Origin of the sequence: Streptomyces sp. 135 (assembly GCF_020026305.1) — a bacterium.
Classification (GTDB): domain Bacteria; phylum Actinomycetota; class Actinomycetes; order Streptomycetales; family Streptomycetaceae; genus Streptomyces.
In genome coordinates this window covers 4443203-4461271 of sequence record NZ_CP075691.1, presented here as the reverse complement: position 1 = coordinate 4461271, position 18069 = coordinate 4443203, and the positions used below count along the sequence as shown (strand labels likewise).

At 71.4% G+C, this 18069-nt stretch carries 16 protein-coding genes; 7 read left to right on the top strand and 9 right to left on the bottom strand.

Annotated features, from left to right (window positions below; translation table 11 throughout):
* Positions 1-78: 78 nt before the first annotated feature.
* Together KKZ08_RS20080 and KKZ08_RS20075 are read left to right on the top strand one after the other, a co-directional pair.
* Positions 79-780: a TetR/AcrR family transcriptional regulator gene (locus KKZ08_RS20080; protein WP_223775770.1), complete on the top strand. Its 702-nt coding sequence runs from the start codon at positions 79-81 to the stop codon at positions 778-780.
* 134 nt (positions 781-914) lie between these two features.
* Positions 915-1094, top strand: coding sequence for a hypothetical protein (locus KKZ08_RS20075; RefSeq protein ID WP_223775769.1), 180 nt, complete (start codon positions 915-917; stop codon positions 1092-1094).
* 23 nt (positions 1095-1117) lie between these two features.
* Here the strand turns inward: KKZ08_RS20075 and KKZ08_RS20070 are convergent, their stop codons facing one another.
* Complete coding sequence (locus tag KKZ08_RS20070) at positions 1118-1753, bottom strand: L,D-transpeptidase family protein (RefSeq protein ID WP_223775768.1); 636 nt, start codon at positions 1751-1753, stop codon at positions 1118-1120.
* A gap of 160 nt (positions 1754-1913) precedes the next feature.
* Positions 1914-3677 carry an aspartate--tRNA ligase gene (aspS, locus tag KKZ08_RS20065; RefSeq protein ID WP_223775767.1) on the bottom strand — a complete coding sequence of 588 codons (1764 nt, stop codon included), beginning with the start codon at positions 3675-3677 and terminating at the stop codon, positions 1914-1916.
* Between the two features lie 163 nt (positions 3678-3840).
* On the opposite strand from aspS, the gene KKZ08_RS20060 reads away from it, so the two are divergent.
* Positions 3841-6036 carry a SpoIIE family protein phosphatase gene (locus KKZ08_RS20060; RefSeq protein ID WP_223775766.1) on the top strand — a complete coding sequence of 732 codons (2196 nt, stop codon included), beginning with the start codon at positions 3841-3843 and terminating at the stop codon, positions 6034-6036.
* Positions 6037-6110: 74 nt separating this feature from the next.
* Here KKZ08_RS20060 and KKZ08_RS20055 read toward each other — a convergent pair whose 3' ends face one another.
* The 4 genes from KKZ08_RS20055 to KKZ08_RS20040 form a co-directional block, all read right to left on the bottom strand.
* A complete protein-coding gene (locus KKZ08_RS20055; protein WP_223775765.1) occupies positions 6111-7151 on the bottom strand; it encodes an AI-2E family transporter in 1041 nt (346 codons plus the stop codon).
* A 79-nt stretch (positions 7152-7230) separates the two neighbouring features.
* On the bottom strand, positions 7231-8187 hold the full coding sequence (locus tag KKZ08_RS20050; RefSeq protein WP_223775764.1) for a pirin family protein: 957 nt from the start codon (positions 8185-8187) through the stop codon (positions 7231-7233).
* Positions 8188-8316: 129 nt separating this feature from the next.
* The gene (locus KKZ08_RS20045) at positions 8317-9768 is read right to left on the bottom strand and encodes a glycerophosphodiester phosphodiesterase family protein (protein ID WP_223775763.1); all 1452 of its coding nucleotides are present in this window, start codon (positions 9766-9768) and stop codon (positions 8317-8319) included.
* A 111-nt stretch (positions 9769-9879) separates the two neighbouring features.
* A complete protein-coding gene (locus KKZ08_RS20040) occupies positions 9880-10371 on the bottom strand; it encodes an SseB family protein (RefSeq protein ID WP_223775762.1) in 492 nt (163 codons plus the stop codon).
* A 120-nt stretch (positions 10372-10491) separates the two neighbouring features.
* On the opposite strand from KKZ08_RS20040, the gene KKZ08_RS20035 reads away from it, so the two are divergent.
* The 3 genes from KKZ08_RS20035 to KKZ08_RS20025 all read left to right on the top strand — a co-directional run bounded on the left by KKZ08_RS20035 (position 10492) and on the right by KKZ08_RS20025 (position 14038).
* Entirely contained in the window at positions 10492-12318 is a 1827-nt protein-coding gene (locus KKZ08_RS20035; protein WP_223775761.1) for an acyl-CoA dehydrogenase, read from the top strand.
* A gap of 104 nt (positions 12319-12422) precedes the next feature.
* Positions 12423-13718: a M18 family aminopeptidase gene (locus KKZ08_RS20030; protein WP_223775760.1), complete on the top strand. Its 1296-nt coding sequence runs from the start codon at positions 12423-12425 to the stop codon at positions 13716-13718.
* 89 nt (positions 13719-13807) lie between these two features.
* Positions 13808-14038 (top strand): hypothetical protein, encoded by a 231-nt coding sequence (locus KKZ08_RS20025; protein WP_223775759.1) that lies wholly within the window; start codon positions 13808-13810, stop codon positions 14036-14038.
* Positions 14039-14140: 102 nt separating this feature from the next.
* Here KKZ08_RS20025 and KKZ08_RS20020 read toward each other — a convergent pair whose 3' ends face one another.
* The gene (locus KKZ08_RS20020; RefSeq protein ID WP_223775758.1) at positions 14141-14944 is read right to left on the bottom strand and encodes a carbon-nitrogen family hydrolase; all 804 of its coding nucleotides are present in this window, start codon (positions 14942-14944) and stop codon (positions 14141-14143) included.
* A 182-nt stretch (positions 14945-15126) separates the two neighbouring features.
* Here KKZ08_RS20020 and KKZ08_RS20015 point away from each other — a divergent pair, with 182 nt between their 5' ends.
* Positions 15127-15951 carry a maleylpyruvate isomerase family mycothiol-dependent enzyme gene (locus KKZ08_RS20015; RefSeq protein ID WP_223775757.1) on the top strand — a complete coding sequence of 275 codons (825 nt, stop codon included), beginning with the start codon at positions 15127-15129 and terminating at the stop codon, positions 15949-15951.
* Between the two features lie 2 nt (positions 15952-15953).
* Here the strand turns inward: KKZ08_RS20015 and KKZ08_RS20010 are convergent, their stop codons facing one another.
* Entirely contained in the window at positions 15954-17261 is a 1308-nt protein-coding gene (locus KKZ08_RS20010; protein ID WP_223775756.1) for an MFS transporter, read from the bottom strand.
* Entirely contained in the window at positions 17258-17932 is a 675-nt protein-coding gene (locus KKZ08_RS20005; protein ID WP_223775755.1) for a GntR family transcriptional regulator, read from the bottom strand. The genes KKZ08_RS20010 and KKZ08_RS20005 overlap by 4 nt, the downstream gene beginning before the upstream one ends.
* Positions 17933-18069 lie beyond the last annotated feature (137 nt).

The window sequence follows — 18069 nt, the reverse complement described above, 5'->3', positions numbered from 1 at the left end:
GCACACCGTACGCGCCCTGCGTACGGTGTGCGCTACGATGGCGGTGTTCCGTAGTCGAGGACGCATGAGGAGGCCGCCGTGCCCGGTGAGAAGAAGTCCGAGATCGCCTCGGTCTGGACCCGTCCGCGTCGGCAGCGTGAGCAGCTGAGCCGGGAGCAGATCGTGGCCGAGGCCGTGCGGCTGCTCGACGCGGACGGGATCGAGGCGCTCAGCATGCGCAAGCTCGGCACCCGCCTCGACGCGGGCGCCACCTCCCTCTACCGCCACGTCGCCAACAAGGACGAACTGATCGAGCTGGTCGTCGACGAGGTCTACGGCGAGCTCGCGGTGCCCGCCGCGACCGGCGCCGCCGACTGGCGCGAGGCGGCGGCCCGCAGCGCCTACAGCCTGCGCGCCATGATCCTGCGGCACCCCTGGGTCGCCGCCGTGCTCGGTCAGGTCGGCCTCATCCACCTCGGTCCGAACGTGACGAAGATGTCCCAGCGGATGGCCGCCGTCTACGACGCGGCCGGCTTCCCCGCCGACGAGACCGAGCAGGCGCTGAGCACCGTCATCTCGTACGTCATCGGCATGGCCACGAGCGAGGCCGCGTACCTGTCGCTGATCGCCCGTAGCGGCAAGACCGAGCGGGAGTTCGCGGAGAGTCTCGCCGCAGGGAGCGCCGATGCGGGTGACGTGCGGGTCGGGGATCCGCAGCAGGCCCGTGAGGAGACCTTCGACTACGGCCTCCAGCGCGTGCTCGACGGGCTCGCCGTGCGGCTCGGTCCGGTCGGCGGCTGAGCCATTCCCCCACGTCCGGAAGGCCGTTGGCCAACGTGGCCTGACTCACGGCTTACTTCACGGTGAGCTAAGTCATGCGGAGAGACGGCTTAATTTGACGCCGTCTTCACACTCCCCTACGTAAGCTTCACTGCATGGCCACGACTCCCTCCCCCGACCGGCGGCGCACCGCCGAGGAGGTCAACGAGGAGATCCGTGCGCTGTGGCTGGGCGCCGGCGGACGGCTGCGGCCCGACGAGCGGCGCGTGTATGAGCGGCTCGTCACCGAATGGGCCGAGGCCGAGGCTGATTCCTCGCCCACGCACGCCGCCTGAGGGTCCACCCCTCGGGGCGGGCGTCACCTGCCCAGCGCCGCCGCGTCTCCCATCACGACCACCGGTTTCCCGTCCGGCTCCAGCGTGCGGAGCAGTTCCTTCATGCGCGCCCTCGGCAGCGACACGCACCCCTGAGTGGGCCCTCCATGGTCCACATGCAGCCAGATTCCGCCGCCTCGCCCCGCGCCCAGCGGCCGGGTCCAGTCCAGCGGTGTCGTACCGGGCCTGCGGTTGTCGTTGACGGCGATGACGTAGTCGAAGGAGCCGTCCAGCGACTCGCCCTCGAAGCCGGTGCCGCGCGCCCTGAACGCCGGGCCCCTGTCGTACGGGAAGTCGGTCCCGGGATCCGGGAGCAGCCCGCCCGCGTCGGTCGGCCCGAAGACGCCCACGGGGGACCTGAGGTCGCCCTGGCGGTGGTGGTCGGTCCAGCCGCGCAGCGCGTTGTGCGCGGGCCAAGGACCGCTCACCGCCCGCCAGTCGGCCGTGCGGCCCTGCCGGGCGTAGAGCACCGCCGTCGAGCGGTTGGCGTCCCGCGCCTCGCCGGTCACCACCAGCGCCTGGCGTGAGCCGTCCGGTATGCGCGCCCTCGTCCGGGGCCCCAGCCCCGGTATCTCCCGCGCGGCGGCGACGAACGTCTCGAAGTCGCCCCCGCCGCCCATGTATCCACCGTTCTCTTCGGTCTCCCACAGCCGTGGAACGCGGTGGGCCGCCGCTCGGGTTGCCCGGGAAACGAAGATGAGGCCCAGGCAAGGGAGATGAGGCCCGGGAAACGAGAAAAGGGGCCCGGAACCGTTCGGTTCCGGGCCCCTTCCCTTCCGGCTACTGCGCCGCGGGCTTGCGCAGCGCGATGTTCAGCTCGCGCAGCCGCGACTCGTCCAGCTCGGTCGGCGCGCCCATCATCAGGTCCTGGGCGTTGCCGTTGAGCGGGAAGGCGATCGTCTCGCGGATGTTCGGCTCGTCGGCCAGGAGCATCACGATGCGGTCGACGCCCGGGGCGATGCCGCCGTGCGGCGGGGCGCCGAGGCGGAACGCGCGCAGCATGCCCGCGAACTCGTGCTCCACGGTCTCCGCGTCGTAGCCCGCGATCTCGAAGGCCTTCAGCATGACCTCGGGCTCGTGGTTGCGGATGGCGCCGGAGGACAGCTCGATGCCGTTGCAGACGATGTCGTACTGCCAGGCGAGGATGTCCAGCGGGTCCTTCTCCTCCAGGTCCTTCATGCCGCCCTGGGGCATCGAGAAGGGGTTGTGGGAGAAGTCGATCCTGCCGGTCTCCTCGTCCTTCTCGTACATCGGGAAGTCGACGATCCAGCAGAAGCGGAAGACGCCCTCCTCGAAGTGGCCCGCGCGCTTGGCCGCCTCGACGCGCACCGCCGACATGATCTTGGAGACCTCGTCGAACTCGCCCGCGCCGAAGAAGACGGCGTGGCCGGCCTCCAGGCCGAGCCGCTTGGTCAGCTCCGCGACGTTCGCCTCGGTCAGGAACTTGGCGATCGGGCCGGTCAGCGAGCCGTCCTCGGCGACGCGCACCCAGGCCAGGCCCTTGGCGCCGTGCTCGACGGCGTAGTCACCGAGGCCGTCGAAGAACTTGCGGGACTGCGAGGCCGTGTCCGGCACCGGCAGCGCGCGCACGTGCTTGCCCGCGAAGGCCTTGAAGTCGGAGCCCTCGAAGATGTCCGTGATGTCGTGCAGTTCGAGCTTCGCGCGCAGGTCGGGCTTGTCGTTGCCGTACTTCAGCATCGACTCGCGGAACGGGATGCGCGGGAAGGGCGAGGTGACCTCGCGGCCGCCGCCGAACTCCGTGAACAGCTCGGTCATGAGCTTCTCGATGGGCTGGAAGACGTCTTCCTGCTCCACGAAGCTCATCTCGACGTCGAGCTGGTAGAACTCGCCCGGCGAGCGGTCCGCGCGGGCGTCCTCGTCGCGGAAGCACGGCGCGATCTGGAAGTAGCGGTCGAAGCCGGAGATCATCAGCAGCTGCTTGAACTGCTGCGGGGCCTGCGGCAGGGCGTAGAACTTGCCGGGGTTCAGACGGGAGGGGACGACGAAGTCACGGGCGCCCTCGGGGGAGGTCGCGGTGAGGATCGGCGTCGCCATCTCGTTGAAGCCGAGGGCCACCATCTTCGAGCGGATCGAGGCGATCACGGCGCTGCGCAGCATGATGTTGCGGTGCATGCGCTCGCGGCGCAGGTCGAGGAAGCGGTACTCCAGGCGGCGCTCCTCGTTCACCCCGTCCTCGGCGTTGATCGTGAAGGGCAGCGGGCCCGCCGCGCCGAGCACCTCGACGTCGGAGGCCTCGATCTCGATCTCGCCGGTGGGCAGCTCGGTGTTCACGTTCTCCGCGCCGCGCGAGACGACCTTGCCGTCGACGCGGACGACCGTCTCCTTGGAGAGCTTGTCCAGGACCTCGGCGGCCTTGGTGCCCGGGCGGGCCACCAGCTGCGTGATGCCGTAGTGATCGCGGAGATCGATGAAGAGAATGCCGCCCAGGTCTCGGCGATTGTGCAGCCAGCCGCTCAGCCGGACGTCGGTGCCGACGTCAGAGGCGCGGAGCTCGCCGCAGGTGTGGGACCTGTACCGATGCATCGTCGTTCATCCAGTCTTCGCGAATAGGGGAGAGAGCAGACCCTCCCAAGGCTACCGTCCGGGCGAAGATCGGTTTCCGGATATCCGCCGGGGCCCGCCCGAGCGGGGCCGGTGCGGCCGGGCTCGGTGGCGACTTCGCCGTACATCTTCCTAAAGTGGGTCAATGCGCACCGACGATCCCCTCTCGCAGGTGGCGGACGATCCCCTGCCTCCCGTGCGGGACGTCCTGGCCGCCATCGCGACCGGCCTGTGGCGCTGGGACAACGCCTCCGGGACCGTCACGCTGGACGCGGAGGCGGCCCGGCTCCTCGGCCTGCCCGCACGCGCCCAGACGCTGACCGAGGCCGCCGTGCGCTCGCGCTTCCACCCGGTCGACTGGAACGAGATCTACGGAACCGTCCAGCTGGCCGTCGCCGAAGGCACCCTCGCCGAGGCCCGGCTGCGGATCATGGACGACACGGGGCGGCGCGTGCTGCGCACCGTACGCAGCCGCTCCAAGCCGGTGCTGCACGACGCGACCGAGGCGTACGAGCTGATCGGCACCCTCCAGGAGGTGACCGAGCCCGCGCCGGGCACCGCGGCCCGCACACCCGTGACGGGTGACTGGCGCCGCTCCCGCGAGGCGTTCCTGCTGGATGCGGGCCGCGCGCTCGCCGAGGCCCGGTCGACGGAGGAGGTGCTGCGGGTCGCCGCGGGGCTCTCCATGCCGGGGTTCTCGCCGGACGGGCTCGCGGTCTTCGGGGCGGCGGGCGACCGGCTGACGATCATCGGGCACCACGGCCACCAGCCGGGCGACGACGGGCCCTTCTCCGCGATGCCGCTGGACACCGACTACCCGGCGGCCGAGGTGGTGCGCACCGGCCGCGCGGTCTACCTCTCCTCGCCGGAGGACTACCGCCGCCGCTATCCGGCGGCCTGGCCGCTGGCCCGGCGCTTCGAGCGGCAGTCGTGGGCGTTCCTGCCGCTGACGGTGGCGGGCCGCACGATGGGCGCGTGGATGGCCGCCTTCGCCTACCCGGTGTCCTTCACCCCCGACGAGCGTTCCGTCCTGACGACGGTCGCCCGGATGCTGGCGCAGGCCCTCTCCCGGGCCGGGGTCGCGGAGTCCGAGCGCGAGCTGACCGAGGGCCTCCAGCGGTCGATGCTGCCGATGCTCGGGCCGCAGATCCCGGGGATGAGCGTGGCGGCCCGCTATGTGCCGACCGGCGGCGGCCTCCAGGTCGGCGGCGACTGGTACGACATGATCCCGCTGCCGAGCGGCCGCATCGCCTTCGTCATCGGCGACGTCCAGGGGCACGACGTGCGCGCGGCGGGCCTGATGGGGCAGCTGCGGATCGCCCTGCGCGCGTACGCGTCCGAGGGGCACCGCCCGGACGCGGTGCTCTCCCGGGCCACGCGCTTCCTGTCGGGCATCACGGAGTCCATCACGTACGGGTCCAGCGGCAGCGGCGCCGACGAGACCACGGTGTACGACCCGCGCTTCGCGACCTGCCTGTACGTCGAGGCGGATCCGGCGACCGGCGTCCTGGAGATCGGCCGCGCCGGCCATCCCGAACCGGCGATACGCATGAGTGACGGAACGGTTCTGCAACGGGCCACCGCGGGCGGGCTGCCGCTCGGCGTCGACCCGGACGCGGACTACCCCACGACCCGTCTCGTCCTGGAGCCCGGCGAGACGATGCTGATCTGCACCGACGGCCTGATCGAGACCGGCGGCCACGACCTGGACAGCGGCTGGTCGCGGATCAGGACGATCCTGGAGGAGTACGGGGGCGAGGGCGACGGCGGCGAACACGGGAACGGTCTCGAACAGCTCGCGGACTCGCTCGTGCAGGCCGTGCACGGGCCCTCCTCGCACTACACGACGGGCCCGCTGGCCGACCGCCGCGAGGACGACATAGCGGTCCTGCTGCTGAGCCGGACCAGCCGCCCCGAGCAGCGCACCGCCCGCCGCACGGTCCTGACGGTCGCGCAGGCCGAGCCGGAGCGCATCGCGGGGGCCCGCCGGCACCTGCGGGAGCTGCTGCACGACTGGGCGGACGACGACCAGGTCGACTCGGCGGTCCTGATGGTCTCGGAGATGCTCACGAACGTCCTGGTGCACACCGACGGCGACGCGCTGCTGGTCGCCGAGGTCAGCGGGGAGCCGGGGGCGCGGCGGCTGCGGGCGGAGGTCGCGGACGGCAGCGACGACCTGCCGCACAAGCGGCATCCCGGTGAGCTGGCGTCGTCCGGGCGGGGGCTGGTGCTGATGGAGTTGCTGGCGGACGCGTGGGGGGTGGATCCGCGGGGGGACGGGAAGAGCATTTGGTTCGAGCTGTATGAGGGGGCGGGGGCCTCCGGCGGTGGGGCGGAGTAGGGGCGGGTGGGTGGCTCGGGTCCGTCGGTTGGGTGCGGGTGTGTGTGGGCTGAGCGCGCAGTTCCCCGCGCCCCCTACGGGGCGGGGGCCGTGTAGCGGGAGCGTAGTTCCGCCAGGATGCCGAAGGCCGCTGCTGTCAGCGGGACCGCGAGGAGCATGCCGATGATCCCGGCGACGGACGCCCCGGCGGTGATCGCCAGCATCACCACCGCCGGGTGCATCTGCACCGTCCGGCTCTGGATGACCGGCTGGAGGATGTGGCCCTCCAGGACCTGGACGGCGAGGACCACGCCGAGCGCCCAGAGGGCGATGGCGAAGCCCCGGTCGGCGAGGGCGACCAGGACGGCGACCGCGCCGGACAGAAAGGCGCCGAGGTAGGGGATGTAGGCGCCGACGAAGACGAGCGCGCCGAGGCCCACGGCTCCGGGCACCCGCAGGACCAGCAGCCCCACGGTGATGCAGAGCGCGTCGATGAACGCGATGATCGTCGTGCCCCGCATGAAGCCCTCGATGGCGCCGAAGGCCCGGTGCGCCATGGCCTCCACGACATCGGCGGAGTCGCCGGGCGAGAGCGAGCGCAGGGCGGCCATCGCCCGCCCGGAGTCCCGCAGGAAGAAGAAGACCAGCAGCAGCGCGAGCACGGCCATGGCGATGACCTCGCCGACGACGCTGAGCCCGCTGAGCACCCCGGAGGCGGCGGTCCCGCCGAATTTGCCGAGGAGCTCCTTGGCGTTGGACGCCATGTCGTCCAGCGAGGTGCCCGCCGCCCCGAAGTACTTGGCGACGTCGGTCGCGGCCTGTTTCAGGGAGGCGATGATCTGGCCGCCGGTGTCGATCAGGGCCCGCACCACGATGTAGGTGACGCCGCCGACGACCGCGACGACGGCCGCGCAGGTCAGCCCGGCGGCCAGGGAGCGCTGCACCTTCATCCGGAGCAGGCGCCGGTACAGCGGTCCGAGGAGCGCGGTGCCGAGCAGGGCGAGCAGGACCGGTGTCACGGCCGTCTTGAAGGTGACGCACAGCCAGACGCCGACGGCACCCACGCCGACGACGAGCAGGACGACCACGCACCAGGCGGCCAGACGCCGGACGGGCTCGGGAAGAAGGGTCTGCACCCTCCCACCCGAGCACGCCGGACGGGGCCGCGCACGCCAGGTACGGCTGTCTGCCGTGCGCGTCCCCGGAACGTGCGAACTACATGCCGTGCACGGCGGGGACCGTCCCGAGAAGCCCCTTCTGGAAGTCCTCGAAGGCCTGCTGGAGCTCGGCCTGCGTGTTCATCACGAACGGCCCGTAGTGCGCCATCGGCTCGCGGATCGGCTGCCCGCCGAGGAGCACGACCTCCAGGTCGGGAGTGTTCCCGTCCTGCCGCTCGTCCGCCCGCACGGTCAGCGAGGAGCCCGCGCCGAAGACCGCCGTCTGCCCGCCGTGCAGGGGGCGGCGCTCGGCACCGGCCGTGCCGCGTCCGGCGAGGACGTAGGCGAGGCCGTTGAAGTCCGCGCGCCAGGGCAGCGTGACCTCGGCGCCGGGCCGCACGGTCGCGTGGATCATCGTGATCGGCGTGTGCGTGATGCCGGGGCCCTGGTGCCCGTCGAGCTCACCGGCGATGACGCGCAGCAGCGCGCCGCCGTCGGGGGAGGCGAGCAGCTGGACCTGGCCGCCGCGGATGTCCTGGTAGCGCGGGTCCATCATCTTGTCCCTGGCGGGGAGGTTCACCCACAGCTGGAGGCCGTGGAAGAGGCCGCCGGACATGACGAGCTCCTCCGGCGGCGCCTCGATGTGCAGCAGGCCGGAGCCGGCCGTCATCCACTGGGTGTCGCCATTGCGGATGGTGCCGCCACCGCCGTTGGAGTCCTGGTGCACGAAGGTGCCGTCGATCAGGTACGTGACCGTCTCGAAGCCGCGGTGCGGGTGCCAGGGGGTGCCCTTCGGCTCTCCCGCCTCGTACTCCACCTCGCCCATCTGGTCCATCATGATGAACGGGTCGAGGTACTTGTAGTTGATTCCCGCGAAGGCCCGGCGCACCGGGAACCCCTCGCCCTCGTAGCCGCTGGGCGCGGTCGTCACGGCGAGCACGGGGCGTGCCACGGCGTCGGCCGGTGCCACCACTCGGGGCAGGGTCAGCGGGTTCTCGACGGTCACTGCAGGCATGGTCGGTACCTCCTTGTGCGCTCACTTTAGTTGAACGTAGAACTTTCTGCCACCTGAACGAACGAGACCCGGAGGGCATTCCCTCCGGGTCCGGCAGGTGGCTTGATCTGTTCCGTTCAGGAGCTGCGTCTACGGCCCGACCGGCTCCAGTTGCAGATAGTCCAGGTTCCAGTTCTGGAACGCGCCCGCGTCCAGGGACAGCCGCACGTGGTGGTGGCCCCGGGTCAGCTGCCGCGGGTCACGGCTGTCCTGGAGTACGAAGGCATGGTGAGCCGTCGTGTTGGCGACCGGCACGGCCTTGCCGGGCGGGGCGCCGTCGTAGGCGATCCGATAGGTCCCGGCGGGTGTGTACGGGGACGAGGCGCGGGCCATGAGGGTGTAGCGCCCGTCCTTCGGTACGTCGACTCCGTAGGTGAGCCACTCCGAGCCGCGCATCCAGCACACCACCACCGCTCCGTCGTGGTCGCAGATGTCGACGTCCTCACCGGGCCGCCCCGGCCCGTCGCCCCGGTTCCCGGGGTCGATGTCGTGGTAGGCCCTGCCCCTGCCGCCCGGGGCGTAGTTCTCCGCCTGGACGCGCACCGCGCCCGGCGGGACGGGGTCCGCGACGCCCTGGGTCAGGTAGCGCCTGAGCGCCTCCACGTTGTCGGTCTGGAGGACCGTCGCCCGGTAGTGGGCGATCAGCGCGCCCCAGCCGCGCGCGGGGTCGATCAGCGAGGCCTCGTCGGTGAACCGGGCCGCGAAGCCGTTGCGCATGGTGTTGAACCACACGCGGCCCGTCGCCCGCAGCTCCTGGAGGAAGGCGGGGGCGGCCACCTGGTCGCGGACGTCGTCGAAGACGACCTCGAACGCGGGCGGCCGTGCCGCCCCGAAGTCCGCCACGGACGCCGCGTTGGCGTCGTCCACCACGTGCATGTACAGCGCGCCCCGATGGCCGTCGAGGAACGCCCGCACCTCGGGCACCGGCGCCCTGGACTTGAAGAGGCCGTTGCGCACGGTGCCGGTCTCCTCAAGGACCCGCCAGACGGCCTCGCGGTCCTGCCAGGCCCGGTCGAGGTTGACGAGGCCGAGCGTGCGGGCGGCCCGTATGGCCTCGGCGAGGGTGGGGACGCGCTCGCCGGTGACCGCCGCCTGGCGGCCGCCGAGCCCCGCGCGCAGGCGCAGGCCGCTCAGCTGGGCGTGGGTGAGGTCGGCGACGCGGCCGGTGCCGTTCGTGGTGCGGTCCACGGTCTCGTCGTGCATCAGGACGGGGACCCCGTCCTTGGTCAGCCGGACGTCGGCCTCGACGATCTCGGCGCCGTCCGCGAAGCCCGCCCGGATCGCGGCGAGGCTGTTCTCGGGCGCCTTGCGCCACTGCCCCCGGTGGGCGACGGTCATGACGCCCGCCCTCGGCCCGTGGTCGAGGAAGTCGCGGTGCGCGCGGTCGGCAGGGGTCTCGGCGGGCGCCCCGTGCGGAGCGGCCCCTTCCGTCACCCCCGTGGCCGGCGGCGCGGTGCACAGCAGTGCCGCGCACAGGACGGCGGTCACCGCGGCGGTGACGGGACGGCCGCCCGGGACGGCGACGGCACGGCGCGAGATCATGGACGCGGGCATAGCCGAGAGCTTCCCGCGTCCGCCCGCGGGCCGAACCAGGCCCGCGCGCCGTTCACCTGACGGGGCGGCAGCTGCCGTACCCCGCCCGGACGCGGGACGTCAGCCGTACATCCGCCGCATCGCGAAGTCGACCATCTGCTCCACGGCCTTCGCGTCGAAGACCATGCGGTGCTCGCCCTCCATGTCGAGGACGAAGCCGTACCCGGTCGGGAGCAGGTCGATGACCTCCGCGCCGGTGATCACGAAGTACTTGGAGTCCTTGCCCGCGTACCGGCGCAGCTCCTTGAGGGAGGTGAACATCGGGATGACGGGCTGCTGGGTGTTGTGCAGCGCGAGGAAGCCGGGGTTGTCGCCCCGCGGGCAGTAGACCTTCGAGGTCGCGAAGATCTGCTGGAAGTCCTCCGCGGACATCGAGCCCGTGGTGAAGGCGCGCACCGCGTCCGCGAGCGACGGGGGCGAGGGCTCGGGATAGAGCGGAGGCTGCTGGCCGTACCCACCGCCGGGCATGCCCTGCGTCTGCTGCGGAGGCGGCTGCGCGCCCGGCGGGGCGTACTGCTGCTGGGCGCCGGGATTCTGGTCGTAGCCATACATGCGCGTAAGCGTACTGAGTCACAGATGGCCGGTTAGGGGTTGCTTCTTATTACCGACGGGTAGCATCATCGTAGCTACTTGCTGGTATTCCATCCCTTTCCTGCTTACGGAGCCTTCGCCATGGGCCACTACAAGTCGAATCTCCGCGACATCGAGTTCAACCTCTTCGAGGTGCTCGGCCGCGACAAGCTGTACGGCACCGGCCCGTTCGCGGAGATGGACGTCGACACCGCCAAGAGCATCCTGGAGGAGCTGCGCCGCCTCGCCGAGAACGAGCTGGCGGAGTCCTTCACCGACGCCGACCGCAACCCCCCGGTCTTCGACCCGGAGACCAACACCGCGCCCGTCCCGGCGTCCTTCAAGAAGAGCTACCAGGCCTTCATGGACTCCGAGTACTGGCGCCTCGGCCTGCCCGAGGAGATCGGCGGCACCACCGCGCCCCGCTCCCTCATCTGGGGCTACGCGGAGCTGCTGCTCGGCTCGAACCCGGCCGTGTGGATGTACTCCTCCGGCCCGGCGTTCGCGGGCATCCTCTTCGAGGAGGGCAACGAGGCGCAGAAGAAGATCGCCTCGATCGCCGTCGAGAAGCAGTGGGGCTCCACGATGGTCCTCACCGAGCCGGACGCCGGTTCGGACGTGGGCGCCGGCCGCACCAAGGCCGTGCAGCAGGAGGACGGCTCCTGGCACATCGAGGGCGTGAAGCGCTTCATCACGTCCGGTGAGCACGACATGTCGGAGAACATCCTCCACTACGTCCTCGCCCGCCCCGAGGGCCACGGCCCCGGCACCAAGGGCCTCTCCCTCTTCCTGGTCCCGAAGTACGAGTTCGACTGGGAGACCGGCGAGCTGGGCGAGCGCAACGGCGTCTACGCCACGAACGTCGAGCACAAGATGGGCCTGAAGGCCTCCAACACCTGCGAGATGACGTTCGGCGACCGCCACCCCGCCAAGGGCTGGCTGATCGGCGACAAGCACGACGGCATCCGCCAGATGTTCCGCATCATCGAGTTCGCCCGGATGATGGTCGGCACGAAGGCCATCGCGACGCTGTCGACGGGCTACCTCAACGCCCTGGAGTACGCCAAGGAGCGCGTGCAGGGCCCGGACCTCGCCCAGTTCATGGACAAGACCGCGCCCAAGGTGACCATCACCCACCACCCGGACGTGCGCCGCTCGCTGATGACGCAGAAGGCGTACGCGGAGGGCATGCGCGCGCTGGTCCTGCACACCGCGGCCGTCCAGGACGAGATCCAGGTCAAGGAGGCGGCGGGCGAGGACGCGACGGCGCTCAACGCCCTGAACGACCTGCTCCTGCCGATCGTGAAGGGCTACGGCTCGGAGAAGTCCTACGAGCAGCTGGCGCAGTCGCTCCAGACGTTCGGCGGCTCGGGGTACCTCCAGGAGTACCCCATCGAGCAGTACATCCGCGACGCCAAGATCGACACCCTCTACGAGGGCACGACCGCGATCCAGGGCCAGGACTACTTCTTCCGGAAGATCGTCCGCAACCAGGGCGCCGCACTGAACGGCCTCGCCGAGGAGATCAAGAAGTTCCTGGCGGTCGGCACGGGCGGCGAGACGCTGGCCGCCGCCCGCGAGGAGCTGGCCAAGGCCGCGGTCGAGCTGGAGGCCATGGTCGGCGTCATGCTGACCGACCTCGCGGCCACCGAGCAGGACGTGAAGTCCATCTACAAGGTGGGCCTGAACACCACGCGCCTGCTGATGGCCTCCGGTGACGTCGTCGTCGGCTACCTGCTGCTGCGCGGTGCCGCGGTCGCGGCGGAGAAGCTGGAGACCGCCTCCGCCAAGGACAAGGCCTTCTACGAGGGCAAGATCGCGGCGGCGAAGTTCTTCGCGGCGAACGTCCTGCCGGGCGTCGCCACGGAGCGCAAGCTCGCCGAGGGCGTCGAGCTGGACCTCATGGAGCTGGACGAGTCCGCGTTCTAGACGTCCCAGCCGCCCGTCAGCTGTCCGTTTCGCCTGATACGGCCGTGGCCCGCCCCGTTTGAACACGGGGCCGGGTCGCGGCCGTCCCTCGTTAGGCTGACTCCATGAGTACAGCGCCCCGCTTCGACCGCGGTCACACCGAAGACCTCATGTCCTTCCTCGCGGCCGGCCCCACGCCGTACCACGCCGTGGCGAGCGCCGCCGAGCGTCTGGAGAAGGCCGGTTTCCGGCAGGTCGAGGAGACCGACGCGTGGGACGGCACGACCGGCGGCAAGTACGTGCTGCGCGGCGGCGCCATCGTCGCCTGGTACGTACCGGAGAGCGCCGACCCGCACACCCCGTTCCGCATCGTCGGCGCCCACACCGACTCCCCGAACCTCCGGGTGAAGCCGCGGCCCGACGCGGGCGGCCACGGCTGGCGTCAGGTCGCCGTCGAGATCTACGGCGGCCCGCTGCTCAACTCCTGGCTCGACCGGGACCTCGGCCTCGCAGGACGCCTCTCGCTGCGCGACGGCACCTCACGGCTCGTGAACGTCGACCGGCCGCTGCTGCGCGTGCCCCAGCTGGCCATCCACATGGACCGGTCCGTCCACACCGACGGGCTGAAGCTGGACAAGCAGAAGCACATGCAGCCCGTCTGGGGCCTGGGCGACGACATCCACGAGGGCGACCTCATCCGCTTCCTGGAGGAGGAGACCGGCCTGCCCGAGGGCGAGGTCACCGGCTGGGACCTCATGACGTACTCCGTGGAGCCCCCCGCCTTCCTCGGCCGCGACCGCGAGCTGGTCGCGGGGCCGCGCATGGACAACCTCCTGTCCGTGCACGCGGGAACGGCCGCCCTGGCCGCCGTCTCCGGACGCGACGACCTGCCGTACATCCCGGTCCTCGCCGCCTTCGACCACGAGGAGAACGGCTCGCAGTCCGACACCGGCGCCGACGGCCCGCTGCTCGGCTCGGTCCTGGAGCGCTCGGTGTTCGCGCGGGGCGGTACGTACGAGGACCGGGCCCGCGCCTTCGCCGGGACGGTCTGCCTCTCCTCCGACACCGGTCACGCCGTGCACCCCAACTACGCGGAGCGGCACGACCCGACGCACCACCCCCGCGCCAACGGCGGCCCCATCCTCAAGGTGAACGTCAACAACCGCTACGCCACGGACGGCGCCGGACGCTCGGTGTTCGCCGCCGCGTGCGAGAAGGCGGGCGTGCCGTTCCAGTCGTTCGTCTCCAACAACGCGATGCCGTGCGGCACGACGATCGGTCCGATCACCGCGGCCCGGCACGGCATCAAGACGGTCGACATCGGCGTGGCGATCCTGTCGATGCACAGCGTGCGCGAGCTGTGCGGCGCGGACGACCCGCACATGCTGGCCAACGCGCTCGTGGCGTTCCTGGAGGGCTGAGAGCGGCGGAGAAGTCCGCTTCCCCGTGTGGTGGTGGCCCAGCCGGGTACACGGTGCAACGCAGCCACGACCACAGGGAGGCGGTCCATATGGGCCTGGGCGGATGCATCATTCTCATCGCCGTGGGCGCCATTCTCACGTTCGCGACGGACTGGAAGATGGAGGGCTTCAACGTCACCGTCGCCGGCCTCGTCATGATGGCGGTGGGCCTCATCGGTGTCGCCGCGTTCACCAGCATCGCGCGGCGCAGGCGGGCGGTGGTGCCCCCGGTGGCACAGACGACGGTCGTCGACCCGGAGCAGGAGCGCAGGGGCTACTGAGCGGCGAGCCCCCTAAGGGGCGCGGGGAACTGCGCGAGCGACCACGACGGACCCGCAGCCACAAACGGACCGTGGCCACCCCGCGCCCCCACCCCGCCCGGCTCACCGCCGCGGCGGATCCATCCCCAGAAGCCGGTCCTTCAACGCCGGGAACTGCTCCCGCGTGGCCATGACCTTCGCCGGGTCCACATCCACCGTGAGGACCTCCTCACCGTCCCCCGCTTCGGCGAGCACCTCACCCCACGGATCGACGACGACACTGTGCCCGGCCTGAGGCACCCCCGCATGCGTACCGCCGGTGCCACAGGCAAGGACGTACACCTGGTCCTCGACCGCCCGCGCCCGCGCCAGCAGCAGCCAGTGCTCGCGCCGCCGCGCGGGCCACCCCGCCGGCACCACGAACATCTCCGCCCCCGCGTCCACCAGCCCCCGGAACAGCTCGGGGAAGCGCAGGTCGTAGCAGGTGGCGAGGCCGAGCGTGGTGGACGGCGTCCGTACCGTCACGAGCCGAGAGCCCGCGCCCATCAGGACCGCCTCGCCCTTGTCGAAGCCGAAGCGGTGGATCTTCCGGTAGGCGGCGGCGAGTTCACCGTCGGGGGAGAAGACGAGAGAGGTGTTGTAGAGGGGGCCTTCCGGGTCCCGCTCGGGGACGGACCCGGCGTGCAGCCAGACGCCCGCGTCCCGCGCCGCCTCGCGCATGGCCTCGTACGTGGGCCCTTCCAGCGGCTCCGCCTCGCTCGCGAAGGAGTCGTACGCGAAGGCCCCCGTCGTCCACAGCTCCGGCAGCACCACGAGGCCGGACCGCTCCCGCGCCGCCACCTCGCGCACCAGCCAAGAGACGCGCTCCCTGCGGGAATTGACGGATTCGCCCTCGTCCACGGCGATCTGGATGAGAGAGGCGCGCACACTACCACCGTCCTGGCATTCGATCCGTCGTCACCGTCAAACACAGCCTACGATCGTCACACGAAACCACTGCCGGGGTGACTGCGGGCAGCGTACTGTGATTTTCCGGGGCGGGGGACCTCCCCGAACCCCACGCCGCCGCCCAGCCACCCACCGCCCGCGTACGACCGCCGAGGGGTCCCGTGAGTCTCCATCCCAGCCTGCAAACCTACGCCGACGCCTGGACCCACTCCGTGGAAGCGATATCCGAGTTGGTCACACCGCTCGCCGAAGGAGAGTGGAACTGGGCCACTCCCTGCCCCGGCTGGTCCGTGCGCGACATCGTCTCCCACGTCATCGGCCTCGACTGCGAGATGCTGGGCGACCCGCGGCCGATCCACTCGCTGCCCCGCGATCTGTACCACGTGAAGACCGAAGGCCAGCGGTACATGGAGATGCAGGTCGACGTGCGGCGCCACCACACCGCGCCGGAGATGACCTCCGAGCTGGAGTACACGATCATCCGCCGCACCCGGCAGCTGCGGAACGAATCGCGGGACCCGGGCACCAAGATCCGCGGCCCCCTCGGCACCGAGCAGACCCTCGAACTGGCCATGCGGATGCGGGCGTTCGACGTGTGGGTGCACGAGCAGGACCTGCGGACGGCGCTGAAGAAGCCGGGCAACCTCGACTCCCCCGGCGCGTACGTGGCCCGCGACCTCCTCCTGCACGGCCTGCCGAAGGTCGTCGCCAAGAAGGCCGGCGCGCCCGCGAGCTCCGCCGTCGTCTTCGACGTGAGCGGCCCCGTGGAGTTCCTGCGCACGGTGCGCGTGGACGCCGACGGCAAGGGCACCGTGGACAACGCCCCCTCGCTCGGTCCGCTCGCCACCATCGCCCTCGACTGGGAGACGTACTTCCGGCTCGCCTGCGGCCGCGTGACGTACGCCGCCGTCGCCGACCGGGTCAAGTCCGAGGGCGACCACGACCTGGCCGAGGCGATCCTGCGCAACTTCGCCGTGACGCCGTAGCGTCACGCGGGCACGTGGACCGCCTCCACCCGTGAGGCGACGAGCCGCTCCCGCTCCCGGCGCACCGCCCGCCCGCGCAGCCGCAGGATCTGGCCGAGGCCGACCGCCTCCAGGACGAAGACCGCGGAGAAGGCGATCCGGTAGTCGTCCCCCGTCGCGTCGAGCAGCAGGCCGATCGCGAGCAGCGTCGTCATGGAGGCGACGAAGCCGCCCATGTTGGTGATGCCCGAAGCCGTGCCCTGCCGCTCGGGCGGGTTGGCGGGCCGCGCGAAGTCGAAGCCGATCATGGAGGCGGGTCCGCAGGCGCCGAGCACCGCGCACAGGACGATCAGCAGCCACATCGGGGCGTGGTCCCCGGGGTAGGCGAGCGTGGCCGCCCACGCCGTCGCCGTGGCCCCGATCGTGCCGAGCGCCAGCGGGAGCCGCGCCGCGTGGTGCCGGGCGACGATCTGGCCGTAGACCAGGCCGATGACCATGTTGGACAGCACGACGAGGGTGAGCAGCTCGCCCGCGGCCGCCCGGGACAGGCCCTGCGCCTCGACGAGGAACGGCAGGCCCCACAGCAGCAGGAAGACCATCGCGGGGAACTGCGTGGTGAAGTGCACCCACATCCCGAGCCGGGTGCCGGGCTCGCGCCAGGACAGGGCGATCTGCTCGCGCACGAAGGCCGCGCCCGTGTGACCGGCCGGTTCCGGCTCGTGCCCCTCGGGGTGGTCCTTCAGGAACAGCGTCATCAGGACGAGGACGACGACACCGCAGAGCGCGCTGCCCGCGAAGGCCGCGGTCCAGCCGACGGAGTGCAGCAGCCGGGCCAGGACGAGGGTGGAGACGAGGTTGCCCGCCATGCCGACGAGGCCCGCGAGCTGGGCGACGAGCGGGCCGCGCCGGGCCGGGAACCAGCGGGTGCCGAGCCGCAGGACGCTGATGAAGGTCAGCGCGTCACCGCAGCCGAGCAGGGCGCGGGAGGCGAGCGCCATCGCGTACGAGGGGGAGAACGCGAAGCCGAGCTGTCCGACCGTGAACAGCACGACCCCGATGGTCAGCACCTTCTTGGTGCCGAGCCGGTCGACCATCAGGCCGACGGGTATCTGCATGCCCGCGTACACGAGCAGCTGGAGTATGGAGAAGGTGGAGAGCGCGGAGGCGTTGACGTGGAACCGGTCGGCGGCGTCGAGCCCGGCGACGCCGAGCGAGGTCCGGAAGATGACGGCGACGAAGTAGACGGCGACGCCGATCGACCAGACCAGCACGGCCTTCCTGCCGCCGGGCGGGTCTCCGGGCAGGCGGACGGAGGCGGAGGCGGAGCTCACCGCACCTCACCCCGCGCCAGGTTCTGGAACCACCCCACGTGGCGCGTGACGACGGCCACCGCCGCCTCGGCGTCACCGGCGACCAGCGCGGCGAGGATCTCCTCGTGCTCCGCGAGCGTCTTGGCGATCCGGTCCGGGTGCGAGTGCATCACGGCGACCCCCATCCGCAGCTGCCGGTCGCGCAGCTGGTCGTAGAGGCGGGAGAGGATGTCGTTCCCGCCGCTGCGCACGATCTCCGCGTGGAAGCACCGGTCGGCGACGGCCGCGGCCGCGAAGTCCCCGGCGGCGGCCTGCACGCGCTGCTGGTCGAGGAGTTCGCCGAGCCGGGCGAGCAGCCCCGCCGACGCCGGCACCGCCTTGCGCACCGCGTGGGTCTCGACGAGGAGCCGGGTCTCGACGACGTCCGCGATCTCCTGCGCGGAGACGGGCAGCACGAGGGCCCCCTTCTTCGGGTAGAGCCGCAGCAACCCCTCCACCTCCAGCTTCAGCAGCGCCTCGCGCACCGGCGTACGGGAGACGCCCACGGCCTCGGCGAGCTCGCCCTCGGTGAGCAGCGTGCCGCCCTCGTAGCGGCGCTCCAGGACGGCTTGCTTGACGTGCGCGTAGACGCGCTCGGCGGCGGGGGGCCGCTTCAGGGTGGTGGCAGGGGCGGTGACGGCGGAGGCTGGCATGCGCACAGCATAGATACAACAGGTATACGCGGGAATCCCGGTCCACATGGCGGAATCCCGCATCCTCCGAGCACTTTCCGGGCCGCCGAGCACATCCATCGCCCCCTCTCGTGCGTCTAACGGGAGAGCGGCCCCCT

Excerpts from the sequence above, each read along its gene's own strand:
- KKZ08_RS20075 (WP_223775769.1), top strand. The coding sequence starts at position 915 with ATGGCCACGACTCCCTCCCCCGACCGGCGGCGCACCGCCGAGGAGGTC.
- KKZ08_RS20070 (WP_223775768.1), bottom strand. The coding sequence starts at position 1,753 with ATGGGCGGCGGGGGCGACTTCGAGACGTTCGTCGCCGCCGCGCGGGAG.
- aspS (WP_223775767.1), bottom strand. The coding sequence starts at position 3,677 with ATGCATCGGTACAGGTCCCACACCTGCGGCGAGCTCCGCGCCTCTGAC.
- KKZ08_RS20060 (WP_223775766.1), top strand. The coding sequence starts at position 3,841 with ATGCGCACCGACGATCCCCTCTCGCAGGTGGCGGACGATCCCCTGCCT.
- KKZ08_RS20050 (WP_223775764.1), bottom strand. The coding sequence starts at position 8,187 with ATGCCTGCAGTGACCGTCGAGAACCCGCTGACCCTGCCCCGAGTGGTG.
- KKZ08_RS20045 (WP_223775763.1), bottom strand. The coding sequence starts at position 9,768 with ATGATCTCGCGCCGTGCCGTCGCCGTCCCGGGCGGCCGTCCCGTCACC.
- KKZ08_RS20040 (WP_223775762.1), bottom strand. The coding sequence starts at position 10,371 with ATGTATGGCTACGACCAGAATCCCGGCGCCCAGCAGCAGTACGCCCCG.
- KKZ08_RS20035 (WP_223775761.1), top strand. The coding sequence starts at position 10,492 with ATGGGCCACTACAAGTCGAATCTCCGCGACATCGAGTTCAACCTCTTC.
- KKZ08_RS20030 (WP_223775760.1), top strand. The coding sequence starts at position 12,423 with ATGAGTACAGCGCCCCGCTTCGACCGCGGTCACACCGAAGACCTCATG.
- KKZ08_RS20025 (WP_223775759.1), top strand. The coding sequence starts at position 13,808 with ATGGGCCTGGGCGGATGCATCATTCTCATCGCCGTGGGCGCCATTCTC.
- KKZ08_RS20005 (WP_223775755.1), bottom strand. The coding sequence starts at position 17,932 with ATGCCAGCCTCCGCCGTCACCGCCCCTGCCACCACCCTGAAGCGGCCC.